The organism is Bradyrhizobium sp. AUGA SZCCT0169 (assembly GCF_018130085.1).
Lineage (GTDB): Bacteria > Pseudomonadota > Alphaproteobacteria > Rhizobiales > Xanthobacteraceae > Bradyrhizobium.
Window position 1 is genome coordinate 1 of record NZ_JAFCMC010000035.1, and the last position, 17,825, is coordinate 17,825.

The following is a 17,825-nucleotide window of genomic DNA, read 5'->3' on the forward strand; positions in this document are numbered from 1 at the left end:
GTACGCTTCAGCCGCGACCGTCAATCGCAACCTCAGCGTCCACCGCGACCCGCCCCTCGTCGTGACGACGGCCGACGTCCCTCTGAGTGGGACGGGATGGCGATAGATGCGCACTGATTTGGGTCAGATGGAAAGAGAAATATTTTTGATTTACAGAAATTTTATACTTGACACGACTTCCGTAAATCAGAACTGATTTGCCCGTCGGGTTGTTTTGTCGCACCCCGCTGTCATTGCGAGCCACCGAGTCGCAATGACGGGATGGACGGCTTTAAGCCCGCAGCCCGCAAATATCCGACGATCGAAAAATCCGGCGTGAGAGTCAGAAAGCGAACGGAAGCCCCGGCGTTAGTCAGTCATATCTTGATCAGGCAGGCGCGAGGCGGACATCCGCCGCAGCACCTTCGGGAAGCCGCCTCGAAGCTCCAAACGCAAATCCGATTGCTGTTGACGACCGTTCCGTTTGAAAGGATGAAAACACGTGAAAAATACCACTATGAAAGCCGAAGCGAACACCGATACGCCGAATGCGAAGGTCGAAACGAACGAAAAGAAAAACTTTGACGGCTCGCTTTTCACGATGCCGGGAATTTTCCGCGGGATCGCCGAGCAGAGCATGTCGCGGACAAAGGAAAGCTACGAGAAGTTACAGGCTGCCTCGGGGGAGATAGTCGACATTCTCAGCGAAACCTATTCGACCCACGCCAGGACCACCGCAGATTGCGGGATCAAGGTGATCGAGATCGCGGGCGCCAACACCAACTCCGCTTTCGATTTTCTCTCCAAACTCATGGACACGAAGTCGCTCTCGGAAATCGTGCAGTTGTCAGCCACGCAGAGCCGCAAGAACTTCGAAGCCACGTCCACGCAGAACAAGGAACTTTGGCAGCTCGCACAGAAAGTCGCGACCGAAACGGCCGAGCCGATCAAAAAGCGCCTCACCAGGGTCCTGCAGAAAGCCTCCTAAGACGAACTTCCCAGGCCGCCGGATCGGCTGGAACAAGCGCCTCCGCTGAGAAGGGGTGCGCCCAGCCGACGGCGAACGGACACGTTGCTGCGACACAACAGCCAAGGGAGAAACAAGATGGGTATCATCATGATCAAGTGCCCTCAAACGGGACGCGAGATCCCGACGGGCATCAAAGCGGATCGCGAAAAATTTCGATGCAGCGTGGTGTTCTTCGCGCGCACCTTCTGCTCACTGTGCAAAGCCAATCACGAATGGTTCGCCAAGGATGCCTGGGTCAAGGATGCCTGGGTCAAGGAAGCCTTGGTGTACGAGCCATGCGAGGTGGCTGACATCAATGGCCTCTTGGCCGCGGGCTAGTCCCATGCGTTCGCGGGTGCCGCTGGGCGACATCCACCTTGGCCAAAAGCGGATCTGGCGCGCGGACGATCTTGTGTACCGGCGGGATGCGAGGCTCCATTCCTTCAGGCGAAACGATGCTATCGATTCTGCGGCGCATGACCTCGTAGCACTCGCATGCCGCAGCTTCGAGCCGCGGTCTGTCAATCTCGATCAAGCCCCGCTGATTGGATCGGATGGCATGCGACTTCCGGAGCTTCTGCACGACGTGCGTCACAGTCGTTCGACGTACGCCAAGCAACTCCGCAAGCGCCTCCTGCGTCAGCGGCAGGAAATCACCGTCGACCCGATCGTGGATGTGGAGCAACCACCGGGCCAGGCGGGCCTCGACCGAGTGCAGTGCGTTGCAGGCGGCCACATGCTGCAATTGCGCCAATAGCACCCTGGTGTAGATCTGGACCGCGTCTCTGATCGCGCCGCTGCGGCTGAGCGCCGCCTGAAATCTTGCCGGAGAAATTTGCAACGAGGTTCCGGCCACCCGGACGACCGCGGTGATCGGAGAGCGGGTAGGTCCCAGTGCGGACAGGATGCCCACGGCGCCCTCATTCCCGACGAGCGCGGTTGCCACCGTTTGTCCGTTTGGCATGTCCATGATGAACGCGATCGTCCCGCTGAGGGGGAAATAGATCTGTTCAACCTGGTCCCCCGATCGAAGCAGCACGACGTCACGCTCAGACGACACTTTGCGGAGGTAGGGCGCGAGCAAATCAAAATCTGCCGCCGGCAACGCGGCTAACAGTCGATTACCTACCCTGGTAGTGGGCTCCATCACGGGAAAACTCCTCCCTCGACGGACCGCGTCTCTGCGCAGACTACTCCTGGCACCAGCCTGCGCAAGTAGCAGATTGGGCCTAGGTTACCAGAACCTGCTGTGCCACATAAGGTTCCAGTAACCCGAATGCGCAGACCGATATCTCCATTTTCCCACACGGCCCCCGCATGTGCGGGCTACGCGCTAAGGGCGGCTTTTCCTGTCGTCATTGCGAGCCAAACGAAGCAATCCATAGCGCGGTTGGCGGAGGCATGGACGCAATGACGGCGAAGAGCACCGTCCCCTCACCCAAACCGGTGATCGTATCTCGTGAGCGCCAGCTCCTTCACATCGATATCCGGCTTGCGGCCCGAGAGCATGTCCGCGAGCACCCTCCCCGAACCGCACGCCATGGTCCAGCCGAGCGTGCCGTGGCCGGTGTTGAGATGCAGGTTAGCGTAGCGCGTCGGGCCGATCACCGGCGGACCGTCGGGGGTCATCGGCCGCAGGCCGCTCCAGAAGGTTGCCTTGCCGATGTCGCCGCCGCGCGGGAACAGATCGGTCAGCGAGTGATCGAGCGTCGCCCGCCGCGCCGCGTCGAGCTTATTGGAATAGCCTGAAATCTCCGCGGTGCCGCCGACGCGGATGCGGTCTCCCAGCCGCGTGACCGCGACCTTGTAGCTCTCGTCCATCACGGTCGACACCGGCGCACCGTCGGCATCGACCACCGGCACCGTGATCGAATAGCCTTTGACGGGATAGACCGGGACGGAAACACCGAGCGGTTTGAGCATCCGCGTCGACCAGCTTCCGAGGGCGGCGACATAGGTGTCGGCCTGCAACAAGCCTGCGCTGGTGACGACGCCGGTGATCCTGCCGCCGTCGGCGACCAGCCGCTCGATGGTGGTGTTGAATTTGAACTGCACGCCGAGCTTTGCGGCCTCCACGGCGAGCGCCTGCGTGAACATGTGGCAGTCGCCGGTCTCGTCCTGCGGCAGCCGCAAGCCACCGACAAACTTGTCCTTGACGGCCGACAGCGCCGGCTCCGCACCGATGCAGCCGTTGCGATCCAGCACCTCGTAGGGAACGCCGTATTGCTTGAGCACCGCGATATCGCCACCGGTGCTGTCGAGTTGCTTCTGCTTACGGAACAGTTGCAGCGTGCCGAGGCTACGCTCGTCATATTTGATGCCGATCTCGGCGCGCAGCGCGCGCAGGCAGTCGCGGCTGTATTCGGCGATCGGGATCATCCGGCGCTTGTTGATGGCGTACCGCTCTTCGGTGCAATTGCGCAGCATCTTCAGGCCCCAGATCCACATGACAGGATCGAGCTTGGGCCAGATCACCAGCGGGCCATGCCGCATCAGGAGCCATTTGATCGCCTTGACCGGCACGCCCGGCCCCGCCCATGGCGAGGAATAGCCGGGCGAGACCTCGCCTGCATTGGCAAAGCTGGTTTCAAGCGCGGGATGCGGCTGACGGTCGACGACCGTGACCTCATGGCCGGCTTTGGCGAGATAATAGGCTGACGTGACGCCGATGACGCCACTGCCGAGAATCAAAACTTTCACGATCCCTCACGCTTCTGCCGCGGCATCGTTCGATCACCGCACGATAGTCGATGCCGCAGTTGGAGCAAGGATCAGGCCACGCGCTTGATCGCGTCGCCGAGGATCGACACCATTTCGTCGATGTGGCTCTTCTCGACGATCAAAGGCGGTGACACCGCAAGGGAGTCGCCGCTCTGGCGCAGATAGAGGCCGTTGTTGAAGCAATCGACCATCAGATCATAGCCGCGCGCGCCCGGCGCGTCCTTGCGCGGCGCGACTTCGATGGCGCCCATCAGGCCGACATTGCGGATGTCGATCATGTTCGGCAGGCCCTTGAGCGAATGCAGACCCTCTTGCCAGTAATCGGCCATCGAGGCGCCGCGCGTCAGCAGCCCCTCGTCCTTGTAGATGTCGAGCGTTGCGATACCGGCCGCGCAGGCCACCGGATGCGCCGAATAGGTGTAGCCGTGGAACAGCTCGATCTGGGCCTGCGGCCCCGTCATCAGCGTGTCGTGAATCTTGCGGCTGGCGAACACCGCGCCGCAGGGAACGGTGCCGTTGGTGATGCCCTTGGCGGTCGTCATCATATCAGGCGTGACGCCGAAATAGTTGGCGGCGAACGGGGTGCCGAGGCGGCCGAAGCCGGTGATGACTTCGTCGAAGATCAGCAGGATGCCGTGCTTGTCGCACAGGGTGCGCAGCCGCTGCAGGTAGTTCTTCGGCGGCGGCAAAACTGCGGTCGAGCCAGGTACCGGCTCGACGATGACGGCGGCGATGGTCTCGGCGCCATGGAGCGCCACCAGCCGCTCGACATCGTCGGCAAGTTCGGCGCCGTGCTCGGGCTGGCCCTTGGCGAAGGCGTTGCGGGCGAGATCGTGGGTGTGGCTGATATGGTCGACACCCGGCAGATGGGTCGCGAACGCGCGGCGGTTGTTCACCATGCCGCCGACCGACATGCCGCCGAAACCGACGCCGTGGTAGCCGCGCTCGCGGCCGATCAGGCGCGTACGCGTCGGCTGGCCGGCGGCGCGCTGATAGGCCAGCGCGATCTTCAGCGCGGTATCGACCGATTCAGAGCCTGAATTGGTAAAAAAGATTCGATCGAGCCCGGTCGGCGCGATCTCGGCGAGGCGCTCGGCGAAGTCGAACGCCAAGGGATGGCCCATATTGAACGAGGGCGCGAAATCGAGGTTCATCAGCTGGCGCTCGACGGCAGCTGCGATTTCCTTGCGGCCGTGGCCGGCGTTGACGCACCAGAGGCCCGCCGAACCGTCGATCACCTTGCGGCCGTCGATGGTGGTGTAATGCATGCCCGAGGCGGAGGCGAACAGCCGCGGCTCGGCCTTGAACTGACGGTTGGCCGTGAACGGCATCCAGAACGATTCGAGCTTCACGGTGTTGGGAATCTGGTGAATCGTCATGGGTGGGCTCCTGTGCGGTTTCCCTACCCGACATCATGTTGATGATGTGCAGCAAGTCCTTTTCTGATACCATCCAAGCCATTGAATTTGCTGGGGGCGTTGGGTATTATTCGTTCGATCCGCAACACACTCAACACCCCAAACCACCCTTTGAGGCTGCGATGAGCATAGATGTCGGCGAACGGTTACGCTTCGTCCGCGCCCGCAACAAGATATCGCAACGTGAACTCGCCAAGCGTTCGGGGGTGACCAACTCGACGATCTCGCTGATTGAATCCAACCAGATGAACCCGTCGGTCGGCGCGCTCAAGCGCATCCTCGACGGCATACCGATGGGGATGGCTGAATTCTTCGCGCTGGAGCCTGACCAGCCGCGCAAGGCGTTTTACCGCGCCGACGAATTGAGCGAGATCGGCAAGGGCAAGATTTCCTTTCGCCAGGTCGGCGACAATCTGTTCGGCCGGAGCTTGCAGATCCTGAAAGAGCGCTACGAGCCCGGCGGCGACACCGGACGCATTCCATTGGTGCACGACGGCGAGGAAGGCGGCATCGTTCTCTCGGGCCGGCTCGAAGTGACGGTCGATAGCGAACGGCGCATCCTCGGGCCAGGCGACGCCTATTATTTCGAGAGCCGCCGGCCGCACCGGTTTCGCTGCGTCGGCGCCAAGCCGTGCGAAGTGATCAGCGCCTGCACGCCGCCGACATTCTGAGGGCGGGCAGCATCAATAGCTCGCCGCCATCAGTTTCAGGCGCGGGTAGAGCTTGTCGATCGCGACGATGTCGCTGCGCATTTGCGCAATGATCCAGTCCCTGATCTCGACAGCAACGGGGCGGATCGGCCGGTTGCGCGGCGTGACGAGTTCGCAGACCCGGCGCGTGCTGACGAGTTTCGCGGACGCCGGCACCAGCGCGCCGGTCAACAGCCAATGCGCGACGACCGTGATCCAGCCGAGCGTCACGCCCTGCCCGAGCAGCGCCGCCTGCACCACGACCGCGTAATCCGAAAAACTCAGCGCCTTGGCGGGACCGGATGCGCCGGTGAGCGCGCCCGGATATTGCCGCACCCAGTCTTCCGGCGTGTCGGCCAGCTTGATGATGGTGCGCCCTGCGGCAGCCTTGCGCGCAACATTGGTGTCGCGGTAGCCGGGGCTGCAGATCGGCAGCATGACTTCCTTCATCACAAGCGCCCCGTTGGTCTCGGGATCGTCCTGGTCGCGAAACCGCATGCCGACATCGACGTTCTCGACAGCGCCGCGCAGCGAGCCCGAGATCAGCTGGAACCGGAGGTCGACGTTCGGAAACGCGCGCTGCAGCTTGTCGATACGCGGCATCAGCCAATGGTTGGTGAAAGCCGAGGAGACCGACAGCGTGACGGTTTCGGTGCCCCGGCGCCGGCGCTCGATCTCGACCAGGCCGCTCTCGATGCTGCGAAAACCGTCGTTGACGCGCCGATAGAGCAGTTCGCCCTCTTCCGTCAGGGTCGCGCCCCCGGCGCTACGGTCGAACAGGCGGACCCCGAGATAATCCTCGAAACGTCCCAGCATGCGGCTCACCGCCGGCTGGGTCACGTTCAACTCGGCCGCGGCCGCCGTGAAGCTACCGTTGCGCGCGGCGGCGTCGAAGACGAACAGCGCATTGCTGGAGGGCAGCATCCGGCGAAGCTCAGGCATAACCTCAGATTATGACGCAAGTGATAATTTGGCAATTGCCCGGCCGCCCTATTTTTGATTGCCTTGCCGATCAAGGAGGCTTGCCGGGAAGCGGAGCATTCCGAGCAAACCGCTGGGGGAGATTGCCCCTGTCGCGCGGGAAGCGTCCGCCTATAAATTGAGATCATGCCAGTTCAACCCCCTTGGCCTTGCGGCAGGGGCGCCGGGAAGCCGCATTCATGCGGCCAGCGGCGAAGCGCAACAGGAAGGTCGTTCATTGGGCAGCGGTGGCGAAAGCGTCGAAATCAAATCCGCGAGCAAGCACTATGGTGCTGTCGTGGCGCTCGACAATGTCACGCTGAGCGTCGCGCCGCGCGAATTCGTCTCGCTGCTCGGGCCATCCGGATCCGGCAAGACCACGCTCCTGGGCCTGCTCGGCGGCTTCATCCAGCCGACTTCAGGTTCGATCCATTTCGGCGAGCGCGACGTCACGCTGGAGCCGCCGCACAAGCGCAACATCGGCGTCGTGTTCCAGAACTACGCGCTGTTTCCGCATATGAGCGTCGGCGAGAACGTCGCCTTCCCGCTGCGCGCGCGGCGGCTGCCGAAGGCCGATTGGCCGGCGAAAGTCCGCGGCGCGCTCGCCATGGTCGGCCTCGCCGGTTACGAGGAACGCGGCGTGGCGCAGCTCTCCGGCGGCCAGCGCCAGCGTGTGGCGCTGGCACGCGCGATGATCTTCGAGCCGCGTTTGATCCTGATGGACGAGCCCCTTTCCGCGCTCGACAAGCAGTTGCGGGAATCGATGCAGATCGAGCTGCGCCAGCTCCACAAGCGCATCGGCGCCACCATCATCTACGTCACCCACGACCAGCGCGAAGCGCTGACCATGAGCGACCGCGTTGCCATTCTCAGGGATGGCCGCCTGATCCAGATCGACCAGCCCGCGCGGCTGCACGATCATCCGGCGGATTCCTTTGTCGCCAGTTTCATCGGCGAGGCCAGCCTGCTGCCGGTCCGCCGCATCGATGCCGGCAGCGTTGCGCTCGGTCCCTCCACCCTGCGCAGCGCGAGGGCGATCCCGAATGGCGATGCGCTGATGCTGGCGGTGCACAGTGAAAAGCTCCTGATCGCCGACGGCGTTGATGACGCCGCGCTCAACCGCCTCACCGGCACCGTCACCGACGTCGTCTACCAGGGCGAAAGCCTGCGCATTTTCATCGCCCTGCCCGACGGCACCGCGCTCAGCCTGCGCCAGCCCAGCCATCACGAAGCCTATCGCCGCATCCCGCCGGTCGGCGGCCCCCTCACCGTGACCCTCCATCCGGAGGACACCATCATCGTACCGAAGGCCGCGGAATGAACGTCCACCAGCAACGCAGTCCCAACACCAGAGAAGAAACGCCCATGTCGTTCAGCAATTTCAAGGTTCTCACTTTCGATGTCGTCGGCACCCTGATCGACTTCGAAACCGGCGTGCTCGACGCCGTCCGCAAGATATCCGGAAGGAGCGCCGCTGAACTCAGCGACGACAAGATCTTTGCCTCCTACAAGCGCGGGCGCGATGCGCATCCGGAGCGCTCCAGCGAAGTGATGTTCGACGTCTACCGCTATCTCGCCAAGGAACTCGGCCTCCCCGCTGACGATGCGGCCTGCGATTCCTTCCAGCTCGCGGTGCTGCGCTGGCAGCCGTTTTCGGATTCGGTCGAGGCGCTGAAGCGCCTGCGTACCAAATTCCGGCTGGTGGCGATGACCAATGCCGATCGTGTCGCGCTGTCCTGCTACGCCCACGCGCTCGGCGACCCCTTCGATGACACCGTCTGCGCCGACGAGACCGGCGTCGCCAAGCCGAACCCGGAATTCTTCGCCTACAACAAAGGCCGGCAATCGGCCTTCGGCTACAAGCAGTCCGACATCCTGCATGTCGCGCAGAGCCAGCACCACGACATCGGGATCGCGCGAAAACTCGGCTATAAAGTGTGCTGGATCGAGCGCCGCCAGGGCATGGCGGGATTCGGCGGCACGCCCGAAGTGCCCGTTCTGACAAAACCCGATTTTCATTTCGCCACCATGAAAGCCTTCGCCGACGCGGCGGTCGGGCACTGAGGGGCACGCGGCGATGGCTGAGGTCTGGACCCCAATGGCATCGGCGAACTCGCTGTGGGCGAGCACGGCGACGCCGTTGCGGACCTTTCCTGTGCTGTCGGGCGAGGTTCAGGCTGACGTCGTGATCATCGGCGCCGGCTATACCGGGCTCTCCGCCGCGCATCACATCGCCAAAAGCGGCCTCGTGCCTGTTGTGCTGGAGGCCAACCGTCCCGGCTGGGGCGCCAGCGGACGCAATGGCGGCGTCATCACCGCAAAATTCCGGCAATCGTTCCGCGGCATCGATGCGGCCCACGGCCGCGCGATGGCCAAGCGCATGCACGAGATCGCGTATGAATCGACCGAGATCGTCGAGGAACTGGTTTCGGAATTCGGCATCACCGCCGCGCGGCTGACGCGGACCGGACAGGTCAAGGCCGCGCACAACCACGCGACACTCAAAGCTGCGATCGACGAAGCCGAATGGATGAAGCGGGAGATGGGCGATGCGGAGGTCCGGATCCTCGACGCCCATGAAGTGCGCGAGGAAACCGGCTCAACGGCGTTCGTCGGCGGCGTGCTCAATCCGGGTTCCGGCGGCATCCATCCGCTGAATTATCTGCATGGCCTCGCCGAAGGGATCGCGGCGCGCGGTGTCGCGATCTATCAGGAAAGCCCGGCGCTGCGGATACGGCGCGAGAACGGGCTTTCCATTGTCGAAACACCCGAAGGCGCGGTGCGCGCGCGGCAAGTCATCATCGCCACCAACAGCTATTCCGACCTGACCGACGCGACGCGCCACATGCAGCACACTTTGGTGCCGTTCCGCAGCGCCATCATCGCCACAGACCGGTTGCCGCATAACCTTGCCGGCAGCCTGATGCCATCAGGGCGAACCTATACCGAGACCAAGCGGATGATGCGCTGGTTCCGCATGGTCGACGATCGCGTGATCTTCGGCGGCCGCGGCGCCTTCGGCAAACAGGATTCGGAAGCTGCGTTCGACGCGCTGCGCAAGGCCATGGTCGGCATCTTCCCGGAACTGAACGACACGCCGCTGGCATTCAAATGGTCGGGCCTCGTCGGCATGACGCTGGATTCGATGCCGCATATCGGCCGGCTCGACGACCACACCCTGTTCTCGATGGGCTACAACGGCGCCGGGGTCGCGATGTCGAGCCTGATGGGCCGCTATCTCGCGGCCTTTGTGCGCGGCGAACAGCCTGAGGTCGGCCTGCTCGATGCCAGCCGCCTCAAGGTCATTCCATTTTATCCGCTGCGTGAACCGGCCGTCCGAATGGTGGCCGGTTGGTACCAGTTTTTGGACGCGATCGGGCAATAGCAAAGACTATGTCCGGTCATAACAGGAGGGAACGGAAGATGGCAGTTGCATCCAACACAGGACTACGCGCGCTGTTCGGCGCAGCGCTCGGGCTTTTGGCGTCAACCAGCATTGCGGCCAACGCCGCCGAGCAGATCACCTTCGTGTCGCAGGGCGGCGCCTATCAGAAGGCGCAGACGGTTGCGATCCTCGATCCCTCGGCCAAGAAGCTCGGCATCACCATCAACCAGGACAGCATTCCCGATGCCTGGCCGGTGATCAAATCGCAGGTCGCAAGCGGCAAGCCGATCTGGGACGTGGTTGACGTGCCGACCGGTTATTGCCTGCGCGGCGGCGAACAGGGACTGATCGAAAAACTCGATTTCTCGAAGATCCCCAACGCGGCCGCGATGCCGGAAGCCTATCGCAACGCCTATTCCGTGGCGTACGAGTTCTATTCGAGCGTGCTGGCCTACAGCCAGAAGAAATATCCTGATGGAGCTGCGCCCAATAGCTGGGCCGACTTCTGGGACGTGAAGAAATTCCCCGGCCGCCGCGCGCTGCGCAACCACCCCATTGCGACGCTGGAAGCAGCGCTGATGGCCGACGGCGTCGCACCCGACAAGCTCTATCCGCTCGACGTCGACCGCGCCTTCAAGAAGCTCGAGGAGATCAAGCCCAACATCACGGTGTGGTGGACCTCAGGCGCGCAATCCGCCCAGCTTCTGAACGACGGCGAGGTCGACATGGTGATGGCCTGGAACGGCCGCGTCAGCGCGCTGACCAAGGAAGGCGCCAAGGTCGCCTATACCTATAATCAGGGCATCCTGCAGAGCACCTCGCTGTGCATCCTCAAGGGCGCGCCGAATCTGGCGACCGCGGTCAAGTTCCTCAACGAGGCCGTCGATCCCGTGCATCAGGCCAATCTGCCGCTGCACATCGATTACGGCCCGGCGAACCCGAAGGCGTTCGATACCGGCGTGGTCAAGCCGGAGCGCGTCGCGCAGCTGCCGAGCGCGCCTGACAATGCCAAGAAGCAGGCGCTGATGTCCTATGCGTGGTGGGCGTCGCCGGACGGCGAAGCCGCCGAGAAGCGCTGGGTCTCGTTCGTGCAGAAATAGGCGAAAATGATCCGGAGCGGGGTTCGGCACCCCGCTCCAGCCATCCGGCCATGACAGGAAAACCGCATTGATCCATTCCACACCAGACCTCTCGTTGCGCCACCATCGCCGCGAACAGGGCCTGATGCTGGCATTGGCGTCGCCGGCGCTGCTGGTGATCCTGCTCTTGATCGTACTCCCGGTAGGCTGGCTCGCCTGGCAGTCGATCTATCATGACGGCTTCACGCTGGAGAACTACCGCCGCATCTTCAGCGAAGCCATCTACTGGCGCAGCTTCTCGCTGACCTTCCAGATCAGCCTGCTGGTAACCGTGCTGGCGCTGCTGCTCGGCTATCCCATCGCCTATGCCGCGAGCGTGGTGCCGAAGGGATGGAGCGTATTGATTCTCGCGCTGGTGATCCTGCCGTTCTGGACCAGCGTCCTGGTGCGCGCCTATGCCTGGCTGGCGCTGCTGCAGCGCACCGGGGTGGTCAATCAGTTCCTGCAATATCTCGGGATTATCGACGAGCCGCTGGCGCTGGTGCACAACACGTTCGGCACCGTCGTGGCCACCGTGCATATCCTGCTGCCGTTCATGGTGCTGCCGCTCTACGCCACCATGCAGAAGATCCCGCACGATTTGATGCAGGCGGGCGCCAGCCTCGGCGGCAGTCCGTCGCATACATTCTGGCGGATCTTCCTGCCGCTGTCGCTGCCCGGCGTGCTCGCCGGCACCACGCTGGTGTTCGTGCTGTGCCTCGGTTTCTACATCACGCCGGAACTGCTCGGCGGCGGCCGCACCGTGATGGTGTCGCTGCTGGTCAGCCGCAACGTCGAGCTCTACGACCAATGGGGCGCCGCAAGCGCCGTCGGCGTGGTGCTGCTGGTCAGCGTTCTCGTCATTTTCCTCATCGTCGGCCGGTTCATCCCGCTCGACCGCATCCTGGGGCAAAAATGAAGACGTTCTCGCTCCCCCGCATCGTCTTCGTCGTGTTCTGCGCACTGGTGCTGCTGTACCTGATCCTGCCGGTGCTGATCATCGTGCCGATGTCGTTTTCGAGCACCCGCTTCCTGACCTTCCCGCCGCCATCGCTGTCGCTGCGCTGGTATGAGGAGTATATCGGCAATGCGGCCTGGATGCAGGCGACCCGCGTCACGTTTGCTGTTGCCGCCCTCACCGTCCTGATTGCAACGCCGCTCGGCGTCGCCGCGGCCTACGCCATCAGCAATTCGAAAATGCGCATCATGCGCATTGTCCACATGATGCTGATGCTGCCACTGGTGGTGCCGATCATCATCACGGCGGTCGGCATTTTCTTTGTCTATGCCAAAGTTGGCCTGGTGGCGACGATGTCGGGACTGGTGCTCGCCAACGTCATGCTCGGCCTGCCCTACGTCATCACCTCAGTGGTCGCGGGCCTGCAGAGTTTCGATCCGGCGCAAGAGATGGTGGCGCGCAGCCTCGGCATGAACCGATTGCGCAGTTTCTTCGCGGTCACGCTGCCGCAGATCAAGGCGAGCGTGCTGACCGGCGCGATCTTCGCCTTCATCTCGGCGATGGACGAGACGGTGGTCGGCCTGTTCATATCAGGCGGCCAATACCAGCCGCTGACAAAACGGATGTTCACCGCGCTGCGCGACGAGATCGATCCGACGATAGCCGCGATCAGCACGCTGATGACCGCAGCCTCGTTCCTGCTGGTGCTGATCGCCAGCACCCGGCAGAAGAAGAGCGGCTGACTGCGTGAGGTCGGCCGTCGCCGTCAGCGTTTCGGCGGGTGCGAGAATACCATCGACATATCCTCGAACTCCTCGATCGGGAGTTTGTTCGCGGCGGTCGAGGAATGTTGCGGCGATGACGCCAGACCGGTTGTCCCGGTGGCGCGATGGCCCCATAGCGAATGCGAGGGCAGCATGGTGATCGCGGCGGCAAGAATGGCGACTGCAATGAATCCAGAAAGCATCAAACGGTTCATGGCAAACCTCCGTTAGTAGAAGCCCACCCCACGTGTCCCTTAGCGTGAGGCCCGCAGCGCGGATGTGAACTGAATCACAGACAGCGTTCACGCTTTCTCTACCGCTTCGCAGCGCGCCGGGGGAATTGTACCAAAGCGGCACGGTCCTCCTGTTCCGAACGATACGCTGCACTGGGCCCCGTTGCCGTCAGCGCCATGGCAGATTCACTGAGGGACGAGATCAAGGCTCCGGCCTTGTTGCCAAACAAGGATCCAGGAGGATGTGATCGGCATCGCGCCGTCGGTATCCGCCCCTCACGATAATCCTGTCACCGGTCTCCATGCCATTGGACTGGTAGGTCACGCACATAATCCGGACATCGGGCGGAGAACACAGCACGAGATACCACAACACTCCATCTGTCTTTACCGCCGTGAGACTGCCGGCTACGGAAAGATCGATCCGGTAGTCGAGGTCCGGAATGCCATCCGACATCGGCCTCACCTCTCTGCACTCGGCTGCCATCCGCACGGGCTGGTCCGCCTCCGAGAACGCGGGCCGCTTGGTGAACATCCGGTCCGACGCAAGCGATGGAACCGAACTCGGCATCACAAGGCATATGGCGACGACGGCTATCGATAGTGCGCCGGTCGTTTTCGCGGAGAGATTTGCCGGCATTCCGCACCTAGCCCGATCTCATCGTCGCAACTGCGCGCGCGATCGAGGCGATGGTGGCGTTTTGCTGCGCGCTGGGAACGTTGGCGCCTGTCAGATAGGCCGCGACGATGATAGGGGCGCCGTCGGGAGGCCACACCACAGCAACGTCATTGTTCGTGCCGTGGTCGCCGGCGCCGGTCTTGTCGCCGACACGCCAGCCTTTCGCAAACCCTGCGCGCAATCGTGTTTCGCCGGTCTTGTTGGCAACCAGCCATGCCGTCAGTTGCTCGCGCGACGCAGCCGATAGCGCCCCGGTCCCAAGGACAAGTTTCTCGAAATTCGAGGCCATCGCATTCGGTGTCGTGGTATCGCGGGGATCGTCGGGCAGCGCCTGGTTGAGCGAAGGTTCGTCCCGGTCCAGCCGCGTGACCTGATCGCCGAGCCCGCGCGCGAAGGCCGTCAGCCCCGGAGGTCCGCCGATGCTGGCGAGCAGCAGGTTGCCGGCCGTGTTGTCGCTCCGTGTCATCGCCGCGTCGCAGATTTCAGCGAGCGTCATGCCGTCGCCCCCGACGTGCTTTTCGGTCACCGGTGAGTACACCACGATTGCGGATGCGTCGAAGGTTATGCGCCGCGTCAATTGCTCCTTCCCGGCATCCACCCGCGCCAGCACCGCCGCGGCCGCCAGCGCCTTGAAGGTGCTGCACATCGGGAAACGCTCGTCGCCCCGGTGGACATGACGCGCACCGGTTGCCGTTTCCAGCACACAAACACCGAGCCGGCCACCGCTCTCGCTCTCCAGACGCTTGATCTCGGCGATCAGTCGTTGATCCGCGGCCGCTGCGCGTGCCGCTTTTGGTAAGCCGCCCAGATCAGCGGCTATCAGTGCTGCGCCGAAGCCAAGGTGAAACTGTCTCCTGCTGATCATTTCGAATCCCTCCGGGTTGCGGGCAGGAACTTGCCCAGAAGGCCCTGTCTTGACAAACGATCAGTTTTGAATGCAGGCATTAGAAAAACTAGGGTCGAACGAATGCGCCGCAGGACGAAGCTTTCACACCTTCCGCTGAATGCGTTACGAGCCTTTGAGGCGACGGCGCGCAACCTGAGTTTCACCCGTGCCGGCCTTGAACTCCGCGTAACGCAGGCCGCCGTCAGTCAGCAGGTGAAAGCGCTGGAGGACAGGCTTGGCGCCCAGCTGTTTCGCCGGTTACCGCGCGGCGTCGCGCTGACCGACGAAGGACAAGCACTGCTGCCCAGCATCGTCGAGGCTTTCGGGCGGCTAAACGAAGCGGTCAATCGTTTTGAAGACGGTCGCTACCAGGACGTCATCACGATCGGCGTCGTCGGCACCTTCGCGTCGGGATGGCTGCTGCCGCGGCTCGACACTTTCAGGAAGGCGTATCCGCGGATCGACTTGCGTCTATTCGCCAATAATAATCGCGTCGACATAGCGGGCGAAGGCCTCGATTACGCCATCAGGTTTGGCGACGGCCTCTGGCACGGTACGGACGCGACCCACCTGATGGGGGCGTCGTTTACTCCGTTCTGCGCGCCGGCACTGGCCCGCAGGCTGAGCCGGCCGGCCGATCTCAAACGCGAGGTGCTGCTGCGTTCCTATCGACAGGACGAATGGTCGCGCTGGTTTGCCGCGGCGGGACTGCTTAGTCCCGTCATCAAGGGAATGGTGTTCGATTCATCGATCACGATCGCAAGCGTTGCAGCGCGCGGTACCGGCGTTGCGTTGTTGCCGGCGGAGATGTTTCGGGACGAGGTCCGTGAGCGGCGGCTGGTACGTCCGTTCAAGACCGAAGTGACACTCGGCAACTACTGGATTACGTCGCTGCATTCCCGGCAACCATCATCTGCGATGCTCTCGTTCAAGGATTGGTTGCTTGAAACGATTGCAGCGAAAGCGGAAACTCCGACCCGGAATACCCGTAGCCGGTAGTGGTGCGCACGCCGCCTCCTGGCCCTGCAGCCGCGGTCGGCGGGCAAGGCGTGACGAGTGTTCCCTAGCGCTTCGTGGCGCGCTCCAGGAACTGCACCAAGGCGGCACGGTCCTGTTCGGAGCCGATGCGCTGCTCGGGCATCTTGGTGCCCGGCGTGTAGGCCGCAGGCCCGATCTCGAACAATTTCGAAACCGTCTCCGGCGTCCAGACGATATCGAGCCGCTTGAGCGCGTCGGAGAAATCATAACCCGGCAAGGTCGCGATGCGCCGGCCGAACAGACCGGCCAGCGTCGGCCCTGCCCGGTTGGCCTGATCGGCGCCGAGCGTGTGGCAGGCTATGCAGGCACGAAAAATATCCGCGCCGCGGTCGCCGGCATACGCGGCCAGCGGGTCTGCGGTGTGTTCAAACAGCAAGGGATCGACGGGTTCTCCGGTCACCGCGTTCCAGCGGCGGATGGTGTTGTCAGCACCGCCGGTGAGCAGCGTTCGACTGTCAGGCAGAAACGCCACCGACCAGACCGGCAGCCCCGGACCTACCAATGTGCGCGCGAGATTGCGCGTCTTGCGATCGATCACCGCGACCGCGCCACCAATGCCGGCGGCTGCGACCCACGCGCCGTCGAGCGAGATCGCCATCGAGATCACGGGCCTCGGGCCGGCTTCAACGTCACCGGCGCGCGCACCGTCGCTGCCCAGAAAATACAGTCTGCCGTCGGCGCCTCCGACCGCGATTTCGCCATCACGGCCGATCGCTACCGCATTCAGCGGGGTCGGCATCGTAATGACTGATGGCGGCGACGTGCCCGCCAGCGGCCAGATGCGAACGCTCTGATCGTAGCTGACACTGACCAGGGTGCGGCCGTCGGGCGCGAAGACGACGCCGTTGACGTTCTGGGTATGCCCTTCCAGCACGCGCGGCGCGCCGCCCGCGAGCGGCCACAGGCGCACCGTTTGATCCCACGACACGGTGGCCAATGTTGCGCCGTCAGGCGAAACCGCAACGGCTGCGATCGGCGCGGTGTGGCCTTCCAGCACCGCATCGGGGCGGGTTTTGCCGGCGGTCCACATCGCAATGCGGCCATCGGCGCCCGCGGTCGCGGCCCGACCATCCCGGAGCAACGCCACCGCATTGACGGCGTCGGCGTGGAAACGGAGCACCTGCTCAGCCGCATTCGATGTCAGCGACCAGCGGATCGCGGTTGAATCGAAGCTGCCTGAAATGGCGCTCGCACCGTCAGGTGAAATCGCCAAGGCCCGCACCGGCCCGCCATGGCCGCGCAACTGCGCGTGGGCGGCGCTGGTTCCAAGCGCCGGCAGGACCAGCAAAGCGGTCCAGGACAGCGCTACGAGGCGGCGGATGGTATGAGCACGAAGCATTCGCGGCGATCGTTTCGTCCGTTCGTGTCGCCGTCAAGGCAGCGAGAGAGGATCAACGCATGCCCGGTCTGTCGCGGTCGAGGGCCTTGGCCTGGAGCTCGTCGAGATAATCCTGAAAACGCCGCTCGGCGTTGATGCCGAGATCATGCAGGAACGCCCAGGAGTAGATGCCGGTATTGTGCATGTCGTCAAAGCCGAGCCGCACGGCGTAATTGCCGACGGGATCGACGGAGAGAATGGTCACGTTGCGCTTGCCGCCGACTGTCTTGCGCTGCGCTTCGGAATGCCCCTGCACCTCGGCGGACGGACTGGTCACCCGGAGCAGTTCGGCCGACAGGTTGAAATCGGCACCGTCGTCAAAGCTGACATGAAGGGCGCGGCGGTCCTTTACCAGCCGGATTTCCACCGGCCACGCCGCAGCTGCCTTGGCTTCGTTGGGCGCGTTCAACATCCGATCCAAAAATCAGTTCGGCCCGATCAGATTCTTGCCGGGATCACCGACCCTCGCCCCGCTGGTGGTGTAGGCAACCGAACTCGACTGCTGAATGGTGTCGAGCACGGACGACACACCGAACGCGGCGATCACCGCAAACGCCAAGGCCGCCAGAAAGCTCTTCATCGTGTTTCCCTCGAACTGCCCTGTACTCGC

General features: G+C 63.2%; 20 protein-coding genes. 10 read left to right on the forward strand and 10 right to left on the reverse strand.

What is annotated here, in order from left to right:
• Positions 1–496 precede the first annotated feature (496 nt).
• Positions 497–967 carry a phasin gene (locus JQ609_RS28065; RefSeq protein WP_249119017.1) on the forward strand — a complete coding sequence of 157 codons (471 nt, stop codon included), beginning with the start codon at positions 497–499 and terminating at the stop codon, positions 965–967.
• 117 nt (positions 968–1,084) lie between these two features.
• Positions 1,085–1,327: a hypothetical protein gene (locus tag JQ609_RS28070; protein WP_212205742.1), complete on the forward strand. Its 243-nt coding sequence runs from the start codon at positions 1,085–1,087 to the stop codon at positions 1,325–1,327.
• On the opposite strand, the gene JQ609_RS28075 is transcribed toward JQ609_RS28070, so the two are convergent.
• From JQ609_RS28075 to JQ609_RS28085, 3 genes are all read right to left on the reverse strand, one after another.
• Positions 1,302–2,135, reverse strand: a complete 834-nt coding sequence (locus tag JQ609_RS28075) for a Crp/Fnr family transcriptional regulator (RefSeq protein ID WP_212276140.1) — start codon at positions 2,133–2,135, stop codon at positions 1,302–1,304. The genes JQ609_RS28070 and JQ609_RS28075 overlap by 26 nt on opposite strands.
• Positions 2,136–2,422: 287 nt before the next feature.
• On the reverse strand, positions 2,423–3,688 hold the full coding sequence (locus JQ609_RS28080) for a D-amino acid dehydrogenase (RefSeq protein WP_212276102.1): 1,266 nt from the start codon (positions 3,686–3,688) through the stop codon (positions 2,423–2,425).
• Positions 3,689–3,759: 71 nt separating this feature from the next.
• Complete coding sequence (locus JQ609_RS28085) at positions 3,760–5,088, reverse strand: aspartate aminotransferase family protein (protein ID WP_212205731.1); 1,329 nt, start codon at positions 5,086–5,088, stop codon at positions 3,760–3,762.
• A 161-nt stretch (positions 5,089–5,249) separates the two neighbouring features.
• On the opposite strand from JQ609_RS28085, the gene JQ609_RS28090 reads away from it, so the two are divergent.
• The gene (locus JQ609_RS28090) at positions 5,250–5,798 is read left to right on the forward strand and encodes a cupin domain-containing protein (protein ID WP_212205729.1); all 549 of its coding nucleotides are present in this window, start codon (positions 5,250–5,252) and stop codon (positions 5,796–5,798) included.
• Between the two features lie 12 nt (positions 5,799–5,810).
• On the opposite strand, the gene JQ609_RS28095 is transcribed toward JQ609_RS28090, so the two are convergent.
• Positions 5,811–6,758, reverse strand: a complete 948-nt coding sequence (locus JQ609_RS28095) for a LysR family transcriptional regulator (protein ID WP_212276103.1) — start codon at positions 6,756–6,758, stop codon at positions 5,811–5,813.
• Between the two features lie 256 nt (positions 6,759–7,014).
• Here JQ609_RS28095 and JQ609_RS28100 point away from each other — a divergent pair, with 256 nt between their 5' ends.
• From JQ609_RS28100 to JQ609_RS28125, 6 genes are all read left to right on the forward strand, one after another.
• Complete coding sequence (locus JQ609_RS28100; RefSeq protein WP_212276104.1) at positions 7,015–8,097, forward strand: ABC transporter ATP-binding protein; 1,083 nt, start codon at positions 7,015–7,017, stop codon at positions 8,095–8,097.
• Positions 8,098–8,141: 44 nt separating this feature from the next.
• Positions 8,142–8,840 (forward strand): HAD family hydrolase, encoded by a 699-nt coding sequence (locus JQ609_RS28105; RefSeq protein ID WP_212205723.1) that lies wholly within the window; start codon positions 8,142–8,144, stop codon positions 8,838–8,840.
• Positions 8,841–8,853: 13 nt separating this feature from the next.
• Positions 8,854–10,161: an FAD-binding oxidoreductase gene (locus JQ609_RS28110; protein WP_212276105.1), complete on the forward strand. Its 1,308-nt coding sequence runs from the start codon at positions 8,854–8,856 to the stop codon at positions 10,159–10,161.
• 38 nt (positions 10,162–10,199) lie between these two features.
• A complete protein-coding gene (locus JQ609_RS28115; RefSeq protein WP_212276106.1) occupies positions 10,200–11,261 on the forward strand; it encodes an ABC transporter substrate-binding protein in 1,062 nt (353 codons plus the stop codon).
• Positions 11,262–11,385: 124 nt separating this feature from the next.
• Positions 11,386–12,198 (forward strand): ABC transporter permease, encoded by an 813-nt coding sequence (locus tag JQ609_RS28120; protein ID WP_212276141.1) that lies wholly within the window; start codon positions 11,386–11,388, stop codon positions 12,196–12,198.
• Positions 12,195–12,980: an ABC transporter permease gene (locus JQ609_RS28125; protein WP_212276107.1), complete on the forward strand. Its 786-nt coding sequence runs from the start codon at positions 12,195–12,197 to the stop codon at positions 12,978–12,980. Before JQ609_RS28120 ends, JQ609_RS28125 begins: the two co-directional genes overlap by 4 nt.
• A 23-nt stretch (positions 12,981–13,003) precedes the next feature.
• Here JQ609_RS28125 and JQ609_RS28130 read toward each other — a convergent pair whose 3' ends face one another.
• From JQ609_RS28130 to bla, 3 genes are all read right to left on the reverse strand, one after another.
• Complete coding sequence (locus tag JQ609_RS28130; RefSeq protein ID WP_212276108.1) at positions 13,004–13,216, reverse strand: hypothetical protein; 213 nt, start codon at positions 13,214–13,216, stop codon at positions 13,004–13,006.
• Between the two features lie 220 nt (positions 13,217–13,436).
• A complete protein-coding gene (locus tag JQ609_RS28135; RefSeq protein ID WP_212276109.1) occupies positions 13,437–13,874 on the reverse strand; it encodes a hypothetical protein in 438 nt (145 codons plus the stop codon).
• 7 nt (positions 13,875–13,881) lie between these two features.
• Positions 13,882–14,778 carry a class A beta-lactamase gene (bla, locus tag JQ609_RS28140; protein ID WP_212276110.1) on the reverse strand — a complete coding sequence of 299 codons (897 nt, stop codon included), beginning with the start codon at positions 14,776–14,778 and terminating at the stop codon, positions 13,882–13,884.
• 102 nt (positions 14,779–14,880) lie between these two features.
• On the opposite strand from bla, the gene JQ609_RS28145 reads away from it, so the two are divergent.
• The gene (locus tag JQ609_RS28145; protein ID WP_212276142.1) at positions 14,881–15,798 is read left to right on the forward strand and encodes a LysR family transcriptional regulator; all 918 of its coding nucleotides are present in this window, start codon (positions 14,881–14,883) and stop codon (positions 15,796–15,798) included.
• Between the two features lie 64 nt (positions 15,799–15,862).
• On the opposite strand, the gene JQ609_RS28150 is transcribed toward JQ609_RS28145, so the two are convergent.
• From JQ609_RS28150 to JQ609_RS28160, 3 genes are read right to left on the reverse strand one after another with little or no spacing between them, the layout of a single operon-like run.
• Entirely contained in the window at positions 15,863–17,176 is a 1,314-nt protein-coding gene (locus JQ609_RS28150; protein ID WP_212276111.1) for a c-type cytochrome, read from the reverse strand.
• A gap of 52 nt (positions 17,177–17,228) precedes the next feature.
• On the reverse strand, positions 17,229–17,624 hold the full coding sequence (locus JQ609_RS28155) for a gamma-butyrobetaine hydroxylase-like domain-containing protein (RefSeq protein ID WP_249128508.1): 396 nt from the start codon (positions 17,622–17,624) through the stop codon (positions 17,229–17,231).
• Between the two features lie 15 nt (positions 17,625–17,639).
• Entirely contained in the window at positions 17,640–17,795 is a 156-nt protein-coding gene (locus tag JQ609_RS28160) for a hypothetical protein (protein ID WP_212276113.1), read from the reverse strand.
• Between the last annotated feature and the right edge of the window lie 30 nt (positions 17,796–17,825).

Bases quoted from the DNA above. Each gene is read 5' to 3' on its own strand.
- JQ609_RS28065 (WP_249119017.1), top strand. From the start codon at position 497: ATGAAAGCCGAAGCGAACACCGATACGCCGAATGCGAAGGTCGAAACG.
- JQ609_RS28070 (WP_212205742.1), top strand. From the start codon at position 1,085: ATGGGTATCATCATGATCAAGTGCCCTCAAACGGGACGCGAGATCCCG.
- JQ609_RS28075 (WP_212276140.1), bottom strand. From the start codon at position 2,135: ATGGAGCCCACTACCAGGGTAGGTAATCGACTGTTAGCCGCGTTGCCG.
- JQ609_RS28085 (WP_212205731.1), bottom strand. From the start codon at position 5,088: ATGACGATTCACCAGATTCCCAACACCGTGAAGCTCGAATCGTTCTGG.
- JQ609_RS28090 (WP_212205729.1), top strand. From the start codon at position 5,250: ATGAGCATAGATGTCGGCGAACGGTTACGCTTCGTCCGCGCCCGCAAC.
- JQ609_RS28095 (WP_212276103.1), bottom strand. From the start codon at position 6,758: ATGCCTGAGCTTCGCCGGATGCTGCCCTCCAGCAATGCGCTGTTCGTC.
- JQ609_RS28105 (WP_212205723.1), top strand. From the start codon at position 8,142: ATGTCGTTCAGCAATTTCAAGGTTCTCACTTTCGATGTCGTCGGCACC.
- JQ609_RS28110 (WP_212276105.1), top strand. From the start codon at position 8,854: ATGGCTGAGGTCTGGACCCCAATGGCATCGGCGAACTCGCTGTGGGCG.
- JQ609_RS28115 (WP_212276106.1), top strand. From the start codon at position 10,200: ATGGCAGTTGCATCCAACACAGGACTACGCGCGCTGTTCGGCGCAGCG.
- JQ609_RS28120 (WP_212276141.1), top strand. From the start codon at position 11,386: ATGCTGGCATTGGCGTCGCCGGCGCTGCTGGTGATCCTGCTCTTGATC.
- JQ609_RS28125 (WP_212276107.1), top strand. From the start codon at position 12,195: ATGAAGACGTTCTCGCTCCCCCGCATCGTCTTCGTCGTGTTCTGCGCA.
- JQ609_RS28130 (WP_212276108.1), bottom strand. From the start codon at position 13,216: ATGAACCGTTTGATGCTTTCTGGATTCATTGCAGTCGCCATTCTTGCC.
- JQ609_RS28135 (WP_212276109.1), bottom strand. From the start codon at position 13,874: ATGCCGGCAAATCTCTCCGCGAAAACGACCGGCGCACTATCGATAGCC.
- bla (WP_212276110.1), bottom strand. From the start codon at position 14,778: ATGATCAGCAGGAGACAGTTTCACCTTGGCTTCGGCGCAGCACTGATA.
- JQ609_RS28145 (WP_212276142.1), top strand. From the start codon at position 14,881: ATGCGCCGCAGGACGAAGCTTTCACACCTTCCGCTGAATGCGTTACGA.
- JQ609_RS28150 (WP_212276111.1), bottom strand. From the start codon at position 17,176: ATGCTTCGTGCTCATACCATCCGCCGCCTCGTAGCGCTGTCCTGGACC.
- JQ609_RS28160 (WP_212276113.1), bottom strand. From the start codon at position 17,795: ATGAAGAGCTTTCTGGCGGCCTTGGCGTTTGCGGTGATCGCCGCGTTC.